The 15357-nt window shown below is 59.4% G+C and carries 17 protein-coding genes; 13 read left to right on the forward strand and 4 right to left on the reverse strand.

The annotated features are described in order from the left end of the window. Window positions 1-354: 354 nt before the first annotated feature. Window positions 355-903, forward strand: a complete 549-nt coding sequence (locus tag IM739_RS13800; protein ID WP_237368291.1) for an RBBP9/YdeN family alpha/beta hydrolase — start codon at window positions 355-357, stop codon at window positions 901-903. A gap of 154 nt (window positions 904-1057) precedes the next feature. Continuing rightward, complete coding sequence (locus IM739_RS13805; RefSeq protein WP_237368292.1) at window positions 1058-3565, forward strand: putative bifunctional diguanylate cyclase/phosphodiesterase; 2508 nt, start codon at window positions 1058-1060, stop codon at window positions 3563-3565. A 51-nt stretch (window positions 3566-3616) separates the two neighbouring features. On the opposite strand, the gene IM739_RS13810 is transcribed toward IM739_RS13805, so the two are convergent. Continuing rightward, entirely contained in the window at window positions 3617-3931 is a 315-nt protein-coding gene (locus IM739_RS13810) for a DUF1476 domain-containing protein (RefSeq protein ID WP_237368293.1), read from the reverse strand. 233 nt (window positions 3932-4164) lie between these two features. On the opposite strand from IM739_RS13810, the gene purC reads away from it, so the two are divergent. Genes purC through IM739_RS13835 form a run of 5 tightly spaced genes read left to right on the forward strand, consistent with a single transcriptional unit; the run spans window position 4165 to window position 6594 of the window. Then, window positions 4165-4929, forward strand: coding sequence for a phosphoribosylaminoimidazolesuccinocarboxamide synthase (gene purC / locus IM739_RS13815; RefSeq protein WP_007606066.1), 765 nt, complete (start codon window positions 4165-4167; stop codon window positions 4927-4929). 18 nt (window positions 4930-4947) lie between these two features. After that, on the forward strand, window positions 4948-5190 hold the full coding sequence (gene purS, locus IM739_RS13820; protein ID WP_237368294.1) for a phosphoribosylformylglycinamidine synthase subunit PurS: 243 nt from the start codon (window positions 4948-4950) through the stop codon (window positions 5188-5190). Window positions 5191-5222: 32 nt separating this feature from the next. Further along, complete coding sequence (locus IM739_RS13825; protein WP_237368295.1) at window positions 5223-5480, forward strand: hypothetical protein; 258 nt, start codon at window positions 5223-5225, stop codon at window positions 5478-5480. Further along, window positions 5477-6148, forward strand: a complete 672-nt coding sequence (purQ, locus tag IM739_RS13830; protein ID WP_237368296.1) for a phosphoribosylformylglycinamidine synthase subunit PurQ — start codon at window positions 5477-5479, stop codon at window positions 6146-6148. The genes IM739_RS13825 and purQ overlap by 4 nt, the downstream gene beginning before the upstream one ends. Before the next feature lie 59 nt (window positions 6149-6207). Continuing rightward, window positions 6208-6594: a hypothetical protein gene (locus IM739_RS13835; protein WP_237368297.1), complete on the forward strand. Its 387-nt coding sequence runs from the start codon at window positions 6208-6210 to the stop codon at window positions 6592-6594. A 90-nt stretch (window positions 6595-6684) separates the two neighbouring features. Here IM739_RS13835 and IM739_RS13840 read toward each other — a convergent pair whose 3' ends face one another. Then, on the reverse strand, window positions 6685-6918 hold the full coding sequence (locus IM739_RS13840; protein ID WP_237368298.1) for a DUF1127 domain-containing protein: 234 nt from the start codon (window positions 6916-6918) through the stop codon (window positions 6685-6687). 93 nt (window positions 6919-7011) lie between these two features. Here IM739_RS13840 and IM739_RS13845 point away from each other — a divergent pair, with 93 nt between their 5' ends. From IM739_RS13845 to IM739_RS13855, 3 genes are all read left to right on the forward strand, one after another. Next, a complete protein-coding gene (locus IM739_RS13845; protein WP_237368299.1) occupies window positions 7012-8430 on the forward strand; it encodes an aminotransferase-like domain-containing protein in 1419 nt (472 codons plus the stop codon). Between the two features lie 161 nt (window positions 8431-8591). Then, complete coding sequence (gene purL / locus IM739_RS13850) at window positions 8592-10814, forward strand: phosphoribosylformylglycinamidine synthase subunit PurL (protein WP_237368300.1); 2223 nt, start codon at window positions 8592-8594, stop codon at window positions 10812-10814. Window positions 10815-10847: 33 nt separating this feature from the next. Then, window positions 10848-11081: a BolA/IbaG family iron-sulfur metabolism protein gene (locus tag IM739_RS13855; protein ID WP_237368301.1), complete on the forward strand. Its 234-nt coding sequence runs from the start codon at window positions 10848-10850 to the stop codon at window positions 11079-11081. A 77-nt stretch (window positions 11082-11158) separates the two neighbouring features. Here the strand turns inward: IM739_RS13855 and IM739_RS13860 are convergent, their stop codons facing one another. Next, complete coding sequence (locus tag IM739_RS13860) at window positions 11159-12307, reverse strand: hypothetical protein (protein WP_237368302.1); 1149 nt, start codon at window positions 12305-12307, stop codon at window positions 11159-11161. A 144-nt stretch (window positions 12308-12451) separates the two neighbouring features. On the opposite strand from IM739_RS13860, the gene IM739_RS13865 reads away from it, so the two are divergent. From IM739_RS13865 to IM739_RS13875, 3 genes are all read left to right on the forward strand, one after another. After that, window positions 12452-12691: a hypothetical protein gene (locus IM739_RS13865; RefSeq protein ID WP_237368303.1), complete on the forward strand. Its 240-nt coding sequence runs from the start codon at window positions 12452-12454 to the stop codon at window positions 12689-12691. A 126-nt stretch (window positions 12692-12817) separates the two neighbouring features. Then, on the forward strand, window positions 12818-13153 hold the full coding sequence (gene grxD / locus IM739_RS13870) for a Grx4 family monothiol glutaredoxin (protein WP_237368304.1): 336 nt from the start codon (window positions 12818-12820) through the stop codon (window positions 13151-13153). 129 nt (window positions 13154-13282) lie between these two features. Continuing rightward, a complete protein-coding gene (locus IM739_RS13875; protein WP_237371073.1) occupies window positions 13283-14488 on the forward strand; it encodes a multidrug effflux MFS transporter in 1206 nt (401 codons plus the stop codon). A 46-nt stretch (window positions 14489-14534) separates the two neighbouring features. On the opposite strand, the gene IM739_RS13880 is transcribed toward IM739_RS13875, so the two are convergent. Continuing rightward, window positions 14535-15356: an inositol monophosphatase family protein gene (locus IM739_RS13880; RefSeq protein WP_237368305.1), complete on the reverse strand. Its 822-nt coding sequence runs from the start codon at window positions 15354-15356 to the stop codon at window positions 14535-14537. Window position 15357: the final 1 nt, after the last annotated feature.

A 15357-nucleotide genomic window follows, 5' to 3' on the forward strand; every position in this document is an offset into this window, starting at 1 on the left:
GCGGTATCGTGTCTCATACCGTCGGGCACACCCTGCAATCTCCGGCCAAGGGCTCACGCGAGATCACCGTTCAGGTGGCGGTTGTTCCATCAGTGTGGACAATACGTCCGATCAATCTGAAATCTAACAGGTTTTTACGCCGTTGTCGCGGGGGATGCCCCACGCATGTCAGATATGTGATCCGCCACCGGGCAGATCGACGTTCAACCCGGCAAACGACCGTTGACCTGTCCAATAACGTCCCGTGCCTTGCTCTGCATCTCAGCCGGCATGGGTGAGCGGCCTGCAATTTTTCACCCCATCGAACGATCTTGCCATCTTGACGTATGGTGCATGCGAACGCAGATAAGGCGCATGAAAGTATCTGAAGCAGATATCCTCATCGTCCCCGGCTACACCAATTCTGGCCCTGATCACTGGCAAAGCCGTTGGGAGACTAAACTCTCAACCGCACGCCGCGTCGAACAGGCAGAGTGGTCGAAACCGGTGCGTGAGGATTGGGTTGCCCGGTTGGTGGAAGAGGTCAATGCATCGACCCGTCCCGTCGTGCTGGTTGCGCACTCGCTCGGCGTTCCGACCGTGCTCCATGCCGTGCCTGCATTGAAGCAGCGCATTGCAGGCGCGTTTCTGGTCGCGCCTCCGGATGTCGCCAACCCCGAGATCCGCCCGAAACACCTGATGACCTTTGGCCCCTATCCACGCGATCCCCTGCCATTTCCGTCGATCATGGTTGCCAGCCGCAATGATCCCTTCGGCACCTATGAACATGCCGAGGATGTTGCCAGGTGCTGGGGCTCCATGCTGGTGGATGCCGGGGAATCGGGCCACATCAACGCGGAATCCGGCCATGGTCCATGGCCGGAAGGCACGATGGTCTTCGCCCAGTTCGTCGGCAAGCTGTAATAGGCTGCAATCGCTTCAGATCGACACAAGGACCGCGCTACTCTAAGGTTTCATCAAGTATACTCTTGGTTTTATTAGCATTGCGCATTAAAGCGATATTAAGACGACAAACCTAGCATGGCACGATGTTCTGCGTTCCATGTGAGCAAATCGATTGCAGCCAAAGTTTGTTTATCAGGACCCCTCCGGCATAGACCGGCAACTCGGCATCGAAAGCTTGCCGATTCCGGCCGCTTTGATTGATGCAAACTGTTTGCTGATTGCCGAGAATGCGGCTTTTGCAGCGGTCACAGGCGAATTCCGTACCGGTTCGTCAAACCTGATGGATTGCCTTCACCCGGAAGATCGCCCACTTTTTCTCGCGGCCTTGTCTTCAGCATTCTCTGCCTCGACCGTCAGCAATCTCGAAGTCAGGTTCGGCAGGACCCATGCACATGCCACCTACCTGGCCGGTCTGTCATCGCAGGCGACCGATGTGAACGAGCTTCAGGCGATCGTGCAGCTGACGGATATTTCGGGGCTGAAAGAAACGATTGCAGATCTCGAAATCAGCGCAAGCCGGTGGAACAACGCCTTGCGCAGCTCTCTGTCCGGCGTATGGGACCAACGCTTCGACGGCCAACTCTACTATTCCGATGTCTGGCGCGAGCTGCGCGGCATGGCGCCCGACGACCCGATCCCAGGATCGACGGAGGAATGGCTGGAAATGGTCCACCCGCAGGACCGCGAACGCACCCTCCACTGCATCGAGCGGCAAAACGCCGGCGATCCAAACTACACAGTTTTCCAGTATCGCGAGCGCCACAAGGACGGTCACTACATCTGGATAGAATGCCGTGGCGCCTGCGTCGAATGGGATGAAAACGGCCAGCCCGCGCGCATCACTGGAACAGATACCGACGTCACGGCTCGCAAGGAGCAGGAAGAGTGGCTGGAGCGTATTTCCCGCCGTCTGAAACTGGCCCTCGATGTGTCCCGGATCGGCGTCTTCGAAACCGATTTCGCCGCCGGCACCAGCGACTGGGACGACAGCATGCGGCGCATCTTCGAGGTCAAGCCAGGGGACGATATCCGCATCGGCGAGTTCTGGGAATCAAAGCTCCATCCCGACGACAGGGAGCGCACCCTCGCCCATGTCGAGGAGCGCATCAGTAAACTAGAACCCTTCACCGACGAGTACCGCATAATCGCGGAAGACGGTTCCGTTCGGCATATACGCTCAAACAGCCTGCCCTACATAGACCACGATGGCCACCTCAAGATGATCGGCGTCAATTGGGACGTCTCGGAAGATCATCGCCTGCGCCAGGAACTCGAACGGGCCAAGACCCTCGCTGAAGCGCGCAATGCCGAATTGGAACAGACCAGGGCAAAAGCCGAATACAGCGCCCTGCATGATTATCTGACCGGCTTGCCGAACCGCCGCTATCTCGAAGCAAAGCTGGAAGAATGGCAGAAATCGACAATCAACACATTCGGCCGTCTGGCCGTGTTGCATGTCGATCTTGATCGCTTCAAGCAGATCAATGACACACTGGGCCACAGCGCCGGCGACGCGATGCTCAAACATGCGGCCAGGATCTTGCGCACCAATATTCGCGCCAGCGATTTTGTCGCCCGCATCGGTGGAGACGAGTTCGTCCTGCTCGTTGCGTTTGATGGCAAGGCCAAGACGCTCTCACAACTGGCCGACCGGATTATCGCCGAGCTGAGCCAGCCGGTCACCTATGACGGTCACCAATGCCGCTTCGGCGCCAGCATCGGCATCTCCCATTCCGACGGTGAGATCATCGATCCGCAGCAGATGCTGCTGTATGCCGACATTGCGCTCTACAATGCCAAGAACCTGGGAAGAAACCGGCACGAATTCTATTCGCAGGGCAGCCGCAAGCTGTTGGCCAATCACCGCCGGCTGTCCGACGATCTCCTGCGTGCGCTGGAAAACAACGAGATTGTTCCCTTCTATCAGCTGCAGTTCGATGCCCGCAGCCGCCGGGTGGTCGGAGCCGAGTGCCTCGCCCGATGGCAGCACCCCACACACGGTCTGTTGGCACCTGATCGTTTCCTGCCAATTGCAGAAGAGATGAGTGTCCTTGCTCAGATCGATGGCTTGATCCTGGAAAAGGCACTCGCCGATTTCCGGCAGTGGCGCGCCATGGGCATGGGCATCCCCAAGATATCCGTCAATGTTTCCGCCAAGCGCCTGAACGACCCTCGCCTTCCGCAACTGTTGACAGACCTAGACATCGAACCGGGCATCGTGTCATTCGAATTGCTGGAAACGGTCTTTCTCGACAGCCACGACGCCATCGCCATGAGCAATCTCGCCCATCTGCGTCATCTGGGCATCGATATCGAGATCGACGACTTCGGCACCGGCCACGCTTCCATCGTGGGACTTCTCAATCTGAAACCTAAGACCCTGAAGATCGATCGCCAACTCATCCACAAGCTGCCAAGCAGCCAGGAGCAGAGGGTGCTGGCAAAATCGATTATCGGTATCGCGAAATCACTGAATATCAGGGTGATTGCCGAAGGGGTCGAAACCGAGGATCATGTCGCGATCCTGAAAAAGCTCGGCTGCCATACGCTTCAGGGATTCGGCCTGGCAAAACCGATGGATTTCGCTGCAACCACGGAATTCCTGACCGGCCTAAAATGATCCGCCCGACAAAATGCGGGCGGATGTGTCATAAACACAGGAGCGATAAAATCAGGCGTTCTGGATCTGCTCGACGGCCAGGACGAGAAATTCGCTCATCTTGGCGCGCAATTCTTCATCGGTAACCGAGACGCCGCCGGCGGAAAGATCGGCGCGCAGCTTGCGCAACACGTCTTCGTCGCCTGCTTCCTCGAAGTCCGAAGCAACCACTTCCTTGGCATAGGCATCGGCATCGGCTTTGCCGAGCAGACCGGCGGCCCAGAGGCCGATCAGCTTGTTGCGACGCGCTTCGGCCTTGAAGCGCAGTTCCTGGTCATGGGCGAACTTGTTTTCAAACGCCTTTTCACGATCACTCATGCCGCTCATCTGCCTCTCCCATTTTATGCCGCCATCGTGCGGTATCGTTTCCCCATTAATCAAAAGGGAGTACAAAGTGCAATGCAAACTTGCGCGATTCCGTATGCTTCGGGCTCGCGGAGAGGTTTTGGCGGGAAGGAGAAACTGCTGCATTGTGAAAACCGAGGTTTTCCGTTATGGGACCGCTTCGATACCCAACCACTGCGTCCGCAATCGGATGCCAACAACAGAGAAAACCAGCCATGAACCGTCGCCGCCGCGTTTACGAGGGCAAGGCTAAGATCCTCTATGAAGGACCCGAGCCCGGCACGTTGATTCAATTCTTCAAGGATGATGCAACGGCGTTCAACAAGAAGAAACATGAAGTCATCGACGGAAAAGGCGTTCTGAACAATCGCATCTCCGAATATCTCTTCACGCATCTGAACAAGATCGGCATCCCGACGCACTTTATCCGGCGCCTCAACATGCGCGAGCAGTTGATCAAGGAAGTGGAAATGATTCCGCTTGAGATCGTCGTGCGCAATGTCGCCGCCGGCTCGCTGTCGAAGCGCTTGGGCATCGAAGAGGGCATTGTCCTTCCTCGCTCCATCATCGAGTTCTATTACAAGTCCGACGCGCTCGCCGACCCGATGGTCTCGGAAGAGCACATCACGGCCTTCGGCTGGGCAAGCCCTCCCGAGCTCGATGACATCATGGCGCTCGCCATCCGCGTCAACGACTTCCTGTCCGGCCTTTTCCTCGGCATCGGCATTCAGCTCGTCGATTTCAAGATCGAATGCGGCCGCCTCTACGAAGGTGACATGATGCGCATCATCCTCGCCGACGAGATTTCGCCCGACAGCTGCCGCCTGTGGGACATCGAAACCCGTGAAAAGCTCGACAAGGACCGCTTCCGCGAGGATCTCGGCGGCCTGCTCGAAGCCTATCAGGAAGTCGCTAAGCGGCTCGGCATTATCAATGAGAACGAACCGCTGCGTGGCACCGGTCCGGTTCTGGTCAAGTAAGATCTGGAGAAAGCGCAAGTGATCAAGGCACGCGTCACCGTTACGTTGAAGAACGGCGTACTCGACCCCCAGGGCAAAGCAATCGAAGGAGCGCTCGGCGCACTGGGCTTCGATGGCGTTGGCCAGGTCCGCCAGGGCAAGGTCTTCGACCTCGAAGTCGAAGGCACCGACAAGGCCAAGGCCGAGGCCGACCTCAAGGCGATGTGCGATAAGCTCCTCGCCAACACGGTTATTGAGAACTATACTATCGCTCTCGCCTAAGGGTTGCCTAACGGTTGAAGGAGCGATGGCGCATGGCCGACCAGACACAGGATTTGATGTTCGAGATCCTGCGCAAGATGCAGGCGGACATGGCTCTTCTCAAGGACGGCCAGCGAGAGACACGGCAGGATCTCAACAGCCTGCGCAACCACATGCATTTGATGCAGGGCGATTTCAACAATATGCGCGGTACGCTGACGCAGGTTTTGGATCGCCTTGATCGCATTGAAAATCGCCTGGAGCTGCGAGAGCTGCAGGAAGCACAAGCAAGGTTTGAGACACACCCATGAAGTCCGCCGTCGTCCAGCTCCCCGGCCTCAATCGCGATCGCGACATGATTGCCGCCCTCACCAAGATTTCCGGTCATGCGCCGACCACCATCTGGCAGACAGAGACCCAGATCCCGGACGTCGATCTGATCGTCATCCCGGGCGGCTTCTCCTATGGCGATTATCTGCGTTGTGGCGCGATCGCCGCCCGCATGCCCGTCATGCAGGCGATCAAGGAAAAGGTTGAAAAGGGCGTCAAGGTCATCGGCGTCTGCAACGGGTTCCAGATCCTAGTCGAAGCAGGCCTGCTTCCCGGCGCCCTCATGCGCAACGCATCGCTGAAATTCGTCTGCAAGGAAATCAAGCTCGAAGTTGCCAATGCAGACACGGACTTCACCCGCGCCTATGCCAAGGGCCAGATCATCCGCTGCCCGGTCGCCCACCATGACGGCAACTATTTCGCCGACGCAGAGACCCTGAAGGCGATAGAAGGCAATGGCCAGGTGGCCTTCCGCTACGCAGAAGGCACCAATCCGAACGGTTCGGTCAACGACATTGCCGGCGTCATCAACGCCCGCGGCAACGTCATCGGCATGATGCCGCATCCGGAAAACCTGATTGAAGCAGCCCATGGCGGCAATGACGGTCGCGGCATCTTTGCCTCGGCGCTGGACGTCATTGCGGCTTAAGGTAAGCTCCGCTTAACCAGACCAATGCTAGAGAGGCGGCGAATAGCCGGATGATCGCCATGCGCCCCTTTCTCTGCCTCGCCCTGATATCCACAGCAGTCGTCCTTGCCGCCTGCAAGCCGGAAGCTCCGCCGCCGCCCGCGCACGGACAATCCGCGTTGGACGTGATGGAACTGGTCGCCGTCGCGGCCAATCGTTGCTGGTTCAAGTCGGGCGACCCCGCCTTCAAGGCCTATGCGATGGCGCCGGAACTCAATTCCTTCTCTGGCAAGCCGCGTTTTCTGGTCGTGAGAAAGGGCTCGGCCGATATTCGCCCGCTTCTAGTCGTTCAGGCAGAAGGTCGACCCGCACGTCTCGATGCATTCGGTCCGATGATGAACGAATCCGGCTCGGAACGTATCCGCAAGGATGTTCTGCACTGGGCAAAGGGCGGCAAGAGCTGCTGACAGCCTGCCGCGCGTCCGCCAGTTCCGAAATGCCCAGCGGATCACTCCGCCTCGAAGTCCAGCGCAACGCGCAATCAGATACACCTGCGCTTACAGCATCCGCGGAAGAATGGACGCCTTGGCTGCCTCATGACGCGCCTCTTCATGCGTGATGCCGATATCGCGCAACTGATGCTCGTTGAGCTCCAGCAATGCGAGACGGCTGCGTCTCTTTGCCCACCGAAATTGCAAGCCAGCCAGTGCTCCAAGTACAGAAAACCGCTTCCGCGCCGCCGAAACCGGCTCGCCGATCGATTCTGCTGGAATTGTGTCGATTGTCACCATATCTGCACCCATGCCTGACTAAAATGCTCAATTCTTCGATTGTCATTAGGTACAATTGACACAGGAATGGTGACAATATACAGAAATGTCATCATGACAAAATGGCTACCCACACTGTCCGACGGCCAGGGGCCGCTTTACCTGCGGATCGCTGATGAGGCGGAAGCAGCCATCAAGACCGGTCAACTGCCTCACGGCGCCAAGCTGCCGCCGCAGCGTGATTTGGCCTATGACGTTGGGGTTACAATCGGGACGATTTCCCGAGCCTACAACGTCCTGCGCGAGCGTGGCCTTGTCGCCGGCGAAGTCGGTCGGGGCACCTATGTTCACGCCGGCGGCGCGGATCCCGCAAGCCCGCTTGTCGATCCTGTCACTCAGCAATTCGGCGGGACCCGGGCCATATCACCCCCGGCCGGAAAGCTGCGTTTTGACACGACCGCCGCCGTCGATGTCGGTCAGGCCGACATGGTCGGCCGCATCATGGCCGAAATCGCGCTGGCCCACCCGGGTGAGATCTCCAGCTACACCCGAACCCTGTCGCCGGATTGGCAGGAGGCGGGACGCAGGTGGCTGTCCAGTGGTGGCTGGGCACCAGATCCCAGCCAGGTCTTGCCGCAACTCGGCGTCCATGCCGGCATCAATGCGGTGATCGCCGCCATAAGCGGCACCGGTGACCGCATTGTCTGCGAACACCTGACCTATTCTCAGGTATCGCGCAGCGCCAATCTGATGGGGCGGCAGATCGCACTTGTCGACTCCGATGCCGACGGCATCCTGCCGGAGGATTTCGAGCGGGTCTGCGCCCGGGAACACCCGAAAGCGGCCTTCATCATGTCATCCGGCCAGAATCCCACCCTCGCCTGCCTGCCTTTGGCCAGGCGTCGCGAGATCATTGATATCGCCCGCAAATACAATGTCTGGCTGATCGAGGATTATCTCTACGGTGGAATGATCAATGACGGCATTCCGCTTCTTGCCGAACTCGCTCCAGACCGGACCTTCCTGCTCAACGGCCTGTCGAAATCCGTTGCAGCCGGGGTTCGCGGCGGTTGGGTGGCCTGCCCGCCGCATATGAGCCAGCGCGTACGCGTCACCCAGAAAATGGTCAGCGGCGGCCTGCCCTTTCTGCTCGCCGAACTGTCCGCAAGACTTGTTCTGTCAGGTGCGGCCGACGAAATCCGCGCAGCTGTGCTCGCCGAGCTTGCCGCGCGCGAAGCGATCGTGCGCCAGCTCTTTTCAGGCTTCGAATTCCGCTCGCACCCTCGCCTGCCCTTTCTCTGGCTGAAGCTCCCGGAACCCTGGCTGTCGGGAACATTCAAGCAGGCCGCACTTGATGTCGATGTGCTGATCGACGACGAGGACGAATTCAAGCCCGCTCGGTCGTCACGCGTATTTCATCACGTCCGGGCCGGATTCAGCGAAGGACGTGACCGATCGATTTCTGAGGCAGGGCTGAAGACCCTGCGCCGCCTGCTTGACCAGACACCGGTCGGGACAAGCGCGATTGTCTGACCTGGTGCCCGAGCGCATTGCATCGGGCAGGTGAACTTGCCGGTCGAAACCGTCGAGAAACCGCATGACCGGCGCATTTTCCAGTCGCGCGGCGCGCGGGCTTGGGTTATAGCCTGCCTCGAAACCGATCTCCCACCGATCTCCATTGCCCTGAGAGCCAGATGACCGTTTCCAACTCCCGTCCCATCACCGCAGAACTGATCGCAAGCCACGGCCTGAAGCCGGACGAATACGATCGCATCCTGAACCTGATCGGACGCGAGCCGACCTTCACCGAGCTCGGCATCTTTTCTGCCATGTGGAACGAGCACTGCTCCTACAAGTCTTCGAAGAAGTGGCTGAAGACGCTGCCGACCAAGGGTCCGCGCGTTATCCAGGGGCCGGGCGAAAACGCCGGCGTGGTTGACATCGATGACGGCGACGTCGTGGTCTTCAAGATGGAGAGCCACAACCACCCGTCCTACATCGAGCCCTATCAGGGTGCAGCGACCGGCGTCGGCGGCATCCTGCGCGACGTGTTCACCATGGGTGCCCGCCCGGTGGCGGCCATGAATGCGCTGCGCTTCGGCGCGCCTGACCATCCGAAGACCAAGCATCTGGTTGCCGGCGTGGTTGCCGGTGTCGGCGGTTACGGCAATTCCTTCGGCGTTCCGACGGTCGGTGGCGAAGTCGAGTTCGACGCCCGCTACAATGGCAACATCCTCGTCAACGCATTTGCCGCCGGTCTCGCCAAGTCTGATGGCATCTTCCTGTCGGAAGCCAAAGGCGTCGGCCTGCCGGTCGTCTATCTCGGCGCCAAGACCGGCCGCGATGGTGTCGGCGGCGCGACCATGGCGTCTGCCGAATTCGACGAGTCCATCGAAGAGAAGCGCCCAACCGTTCAGGTCGGTGACCCCTTCACCGAAAAGTGCCTGCTGGAAGCCTGCCTTGAACTGATGCAGACCGGCGCCGTCATCGCCATCCAGGACATGGGGGCCGCCGGCCTCACCTGTTCAGCCGTCGAAATGGGCGCCAAGGGCGACCTCGGCATCGAGCTGCAACTCGACAAGGTTCCGGTGCGCGAAGAGCGCATGACCGCTTATGAAATGATGCTGTCGGAAAGCCAGGAGCGCATGCTCATGGTGCTCGAGCCCTCCAAGGAAGAGGTCGCCAAGGCGATCTTCGTCAAATGGGGTCTCGACTTCGCCATCGTCGGCTACACGACCGACGACCTGCGCTTCCGCGTTCTGCATCAAGGCGAGGAAGTCGCCAACCTGCCGATCAAGGAACTCGGTGACGAGGCGCCGGAATATGATCGTCCGTGGATCGAGCCGAAGACGCCTGCCCCACTCGCAGAAGACGACATTCCGGTCGCCGACATCAGCGACAGCCTGTTGAAGCTGGTCGGCTCGGCCAACAACTCCTCGCGCCGCTGGGTTTACGAACAGTATGACACGCTGATCCAGGGCAATTCGCTGCAGCTTCCGGGCGGCGATGCCGGCGTGATCCGCGTCGACAACCATCCGAGCAAGGCACTCGCCTTCTCCTCGGACGTGACCCCGCGTTACGTCGAGGCCGATCCGTTCGAAGGCGGCAAGCAGGCCGTTGCCGAATGCTGGCGCAACATAACGGCGACTGGCGCGCTGCCGCTGGCGGCCACCGACAACCTGAACTTCGGCAATCCGGAACGCCCGGAAATCATGGGCCAACTGGTGTTCGCCATCAAGGGCATCGGCGAAGCCTGCCTCGCGCTCGATTTCCCGATAGTCTCGGGCAATGTCTCGCTCTACAACGAGACCAACGGCCAGGGCATCCTGCCGACCCCGACGATTGCCGGCGTTGGCCTGATGAAGGACTGGTCGAAAATGGCCCGCATCCGCTTTGCCGCACAGGGCGAAGCGATCCTGCTGGCCGGTGCGCCGTCCGGCTGGGGCACGCATCTCGGCCAGTCGGTCTATCTGCGCGACATTCATGGCCGCACGGATGGCCCTGCCCCGCATGTCGATCTTGCCCATGAGAAGAAGGTCGGCGATTTCGTCCGCGGCCTCATCGAGGACGGCCTGGCGACCGCAGTACATGACTGCTCGTCCGGCGGCCTTGCTCTTGCTGTTGCCGAAATGGCCATGGCCTCCGGCATCGGCGCCCATGTCAACGCATTGAACGACGCCAACCCGGTTGCCGTCTTCTATGGCGAGGACCAGGGCCGCTATGTGCTGACCGTGACCCAGGAGAATGTCGACACGGTGCAGGTTCGCGCCGAAGCCGCTGGCGTCTTCTGCCCGTGGATCGGCCGCACCGGTGGCTCCAATGTCACGCTCGGCGATACACGCCCCGTCGCAATTGAAGAATTGCGCTCGGCCCATGAATCGTGGTTCCCTTCTTTCATGGATGGCGAGATCGCCTAACGCGGCAGCCGATAGATTGCAGGAGGATAGCCAATGCCGATGAACCCGGGCGATATCGAAGACATGATCAAGGCCGGCATCCCCGGCGCCAAGGTCGTCATCCGCGACCTGGCGGGCGACGGGGATCACTATGCGGCAGAAATTGTCGCCGAGGCCTTTCGCGGCAAGAACCGGGTGCAGCAGCACCAGATGGTCTACGACGCACTGAAGGGCAACATGGGTGGCGTTCTGCATGCGCTGGCGCTGCAGACCAGCATCCCCGAATAGCGACACAGATATAGCGACCGTAAAAACAAGAGGCCCGCCTGGTGATCCAAGCGGGCCTCTTTGTCTTTTGCCAACAGTCACAATATCGGTGGCTGATCCGATTTCAGGTCGACGAAACTCGCGGCAGGCAGCGGCCCTGCCGTCATCAGGGTAAAGTCGAAACCGCTCGGGCGGTCCGGACCTAGAATATACTGCCGATGCATGCGCAACAGATCGCGGCGATTTTTCCTGTAGCGCTCCAGCGAAAGCGCATGTTTGAACCGGATGAAGACAAGCTTCGGCTGGGGAGCGTCCTCGTGACCGCAGAGCGCCACCGTATGGCAGCGGTAGAGATGGATCGGGTCCGTCAGACACTGGATGTCGAACCAGAAGATATCAGGATTGCGCGCAAGAGTGCCGACCCGCCGGCGCAGGTTTGTCGCGCCGGACAACAGGGCACATTGCAGGGCAGCGCCACCAAGCGTGACGAAAACGACGTTCCTGCCCGCGAATGCCTCGGGCTCCTTCTCAAGCAACCGGCCGATGACGGAAATGGCAAGGCTTGCACCCATGCTGTGTGCGGTCACAAGCACCTCGTCCGCGTCCCGCTTCAGCGCCTGCAATATCTCATCTGCTCTCCTGTCGATCCAGATCCGCACGCGCTCGTCTTCCCGCGCAACGGCCACGGCCAGCCGCCAGTCGGCAAACAGATGCAGGGTGTGGAAACGGTTCGAATACGGCACGAACAGGAAGACGAAAAATCCAAAAGCTGCCGGAACGGACAGACCGAAGAACCAATAAGACACAATGAGCAGGATCGGCAGGGCGGCAATCGCCATGCTTGCCACCATCGCCAATCCGACGAACAGGAAGGGAAACAGGAAGAACAGACCAAAGCGCCAGGCATGGCGCAGATACGCGAAGGCGCCGCCCTGCATCACCACATGCACTGCCGCGCAGTAACCAGCCAACAATTGCCGCCAGAGCGGTTCCGAGCGCATTTCGGCAATCAGCTCATTGTGGTCGAAGACATGGATCATCGAGCGTACCTGCCACGCCTCAGATCGGGCCTCGACATCAAAGCACGCACCAGCGTCGCCTTGCACCAGTGGCTTCACGGCAAAATCCGCCCCCCAAACCTTGGAAGCCTGAATGGCGGATCGGGCATAGCGCTGCTGATGAGCCTGAGCGTCGAGAGGCTCGAAGCCGGGGAAGTGCAGGACCAGCCTGGTATCGATCTTATTCATCGTCTCTGTTCGTTGATGGCGATCTGCGACCGCAAGCAGCGCTTGCTAGACGAGAAGTACCGGGATTAAAAGAGGATCGGTCGAAAAAGCCCCGAATCTCGGGACAATCACCCTTCACAAGTGTTCAAAGCGGAGACAGAGCCGATGACCAGCCTGGTCAATGAGATGGTGAGCAACGTCGTCGAAAGCGTCCTTAAGGAAATACTGAAAAAGACGACAGGCAAGGGCACCACCCGCCGACGCAAGCGCCAGACACGCTCCGCGACCAGCGGCCGTTTCGTCAGGAAGACAGCACGCAGCAAGGCAAAGGGCGCAAAGCCGGCCCGCAAGCAGGTCAGCCGCCGCCGTAGCGCTTCCAACCGGAGCAGCCAGCGCGCCCATTGAACGGTTTTTCAGCAATTCCCGGTCAAATGTTATAGTGCATAACTCTGGCAAAATTGCATTCTGCTTGCTATCTAGAAACACGGTTACAAACAGCGGACCTTGAATCCGCGCGTGAAAGGAACACCCATGAGCGGCATCAACGATTTGATCGACAACGAAGTGAAGAGCAATCCGGTCGTCCTCTTCATGAAGGGCACACCGCAGTTTCCGCAGTGTGGTTTCTCCGGCCAGGTCGTGCAGATCCTCGACTACCTGGGCGTCGACTACAAGGGCATCAACGTGCTCGCCGACCAGGAGATCCGCCAGGGAATCAAGGATTACTCCAACTGGCCGACGATCCCGCAGCTCTACATCAAGGGCGAGTTTGTCGGCGGCTGCGACATCATCCGCGAAATGTTCCAGGCTGGCGAATTGCAGAAGCATTTCGAAGACCAAGGCATTGCCGTTCGCGGCGCCGCCTGATCCCTCCACCGCAAGACAGGTCATACTCTTCGGTTGACAAGGCGTTGCCCCGGGCAACGCCTTGCTGCCGTTTTAAGGTAATTTTTCATGTCAGATTCATTACAATCGGCGCCCAAGGCTCTCGGAGCGATGGGACGAATAGAATTCATCGCGATGATGGCGTTTTTGATGGCGCTGAACGCGCTTGCCATCGACATCATGTTGCCGGGCTTGCAGGAAATCGGCGCCTCCCTCAATGTCGACAATGAAAACCATCGCCAGTATGTGGTCTCGGCATACCTGATCGGCTTCGGCGTCGCCCAACTCTTCTACGGTCCGATCGCCGACCGCTTCGGCCGCCGGATCCCCATGATCATTGGCCTGGCGATCTATGTCATCTCGTCGCTGGCCGTCGTTCTCGTGCCGTCGTTCGGCATGCTGCTTCTGCTCCGCTTCATCCAGGGCATCGGTTCTGCCGCCACCCGCGTCATCACCGTTTCGATCGTTCGTGACGTATACGGCGGTCGCCGCATGGCGGAAGTCATGTCGCTGATCATGATGGTGTTCATGGTGATCCCGGTCGTGGCACCCGGCACCGGACAAGTGATCATGCTCTTCGGGCACTGGCACTGGATCTTCGTCTTCATGGCCGCTATCGCGGTCATCGTCGGAACGTGGATGTACATTCGCCTGCCCGAGACACTGGCCGCCGAAGATGTTCGCCCATTCACCGCACGCGTGATCCTCGATGGCTTCCGCATCGTTCTGACCAATCGTGTCGCTCTATGCTACACGATCGCCAGCACGTTCATATTCGGCGCCCTGTTCGGCTTCATCAATTCGGCACAGCAGATCTATGTCGGCATCTACGGCCTCGGCGTCTGGTTTCCCGTCGCCTTTGCTGGCGTTGCGCTCTTCATGGCTCTGTCGTCGTTCGTCAACGCAAAGCTGGTCGGCCGCTTCGGCATGCGCAAGCTCTCGCATGCGTCATTGCTCGGCTTCATCGCCATCAACCTTATCTGGCTGATCGTACAGGTGCTTGGACCGCAACCCATGCCGTTTGCGCTGTTCATCACATTCTTCGCACTGGCGATGTTCCAGTTCGGCTGGATCGGTTCGAACTTCAACTCGCTGGCCATGGAACCGCTTGGCCACGTTGCCGGCACGGCATCGTCGGTGCTTGGCTTCATGGGCACCGTCGGTGGTTCACTCATCGGCGCGGCCATCGGCCAGGCTTATGACGGCACGGCCCTGCCAATGGTGGCGGGCTACTTCGTCGTCTCTGTGATCGGTCTGATCTTCGTCCTGATCGGCGAAAAGGGACGGCTGTTCCACGCCCACAACCAACCGGTCTGAGTGGACGGAAGATGCAAAAAGGCCCGGGAAACCGGGCCTTTTTCCATTAAACCGTGAAGATCTTTTCGCGCAGTTCCTGCCAGGTGTCCTCATCGGCGGCTACCAGCAGGCCACCCTCGGTATGATGCGGCAGGTAGGCCGATCCATCGAAGCGGGCTACATGGCCGCCAGCCTCCTGCATCATCAATGCACCGGCCAGGTGATCCCAGGGCATCAGCTTGTTATACATGGCAAAATCCATATGCCCCTGAGCCAGCAGGCGATATTCGTGGGCGGCGCAGCGATAGCTGGTGAATAGACGCACGTCCGCGAGATTGACCAGAAGCTTGCGACGGGTCTCGATGTCGAAATAGCCCGTATTGGCAATGCCGATCATCTGTTCGAGCGGTTGTGACGGCCGCATGGACATCTGCTCCTGCGACCCGTCCGGCTTGCACATCCAGCTCCCCGAGCCCTTCTCGACGATTGCCCAGTCATTGCCGATCGGGTCATAGATCAGGCCGGCAACCGTCTCACCCTTGCTGACGACGGACAACATGACACCGAACAGCGCCAGCCCCGAGGCGAAGTTGAACGTGCCATCGATTGGATCGACGACGACCGCAAGGTCTGCGCCGCCCAGCCTGCCAAGCAACGCCGGATCGGCAGCAACCGCTTCCTCGCCGACGAACAGGGCATACGGCATGATTTCGGCGACACCGTCCCGGATCAGCCGCTCTGCGGCTTCATCCGCTTCCGTCACCAGATCGATTGCCTCGCTCTTCATCCGAACATCGCCGTCGCCGAGATTGCGGAAACGCGGCAGGATTTCGCGCACTGCGGCCTCCTGCAGGAGATTTGCAAGTGCTGCGATATCAATGTCGGCCATG

It is taken from the genome of Rhizobium sp. SL42 (genome assembly GCF_021729845.1).
Lineage (GTDB): Bacteria > Pseudomonadota > Alphaproteobacteria > Rhizobiales > Rhizobiaceae > Allorhizobium.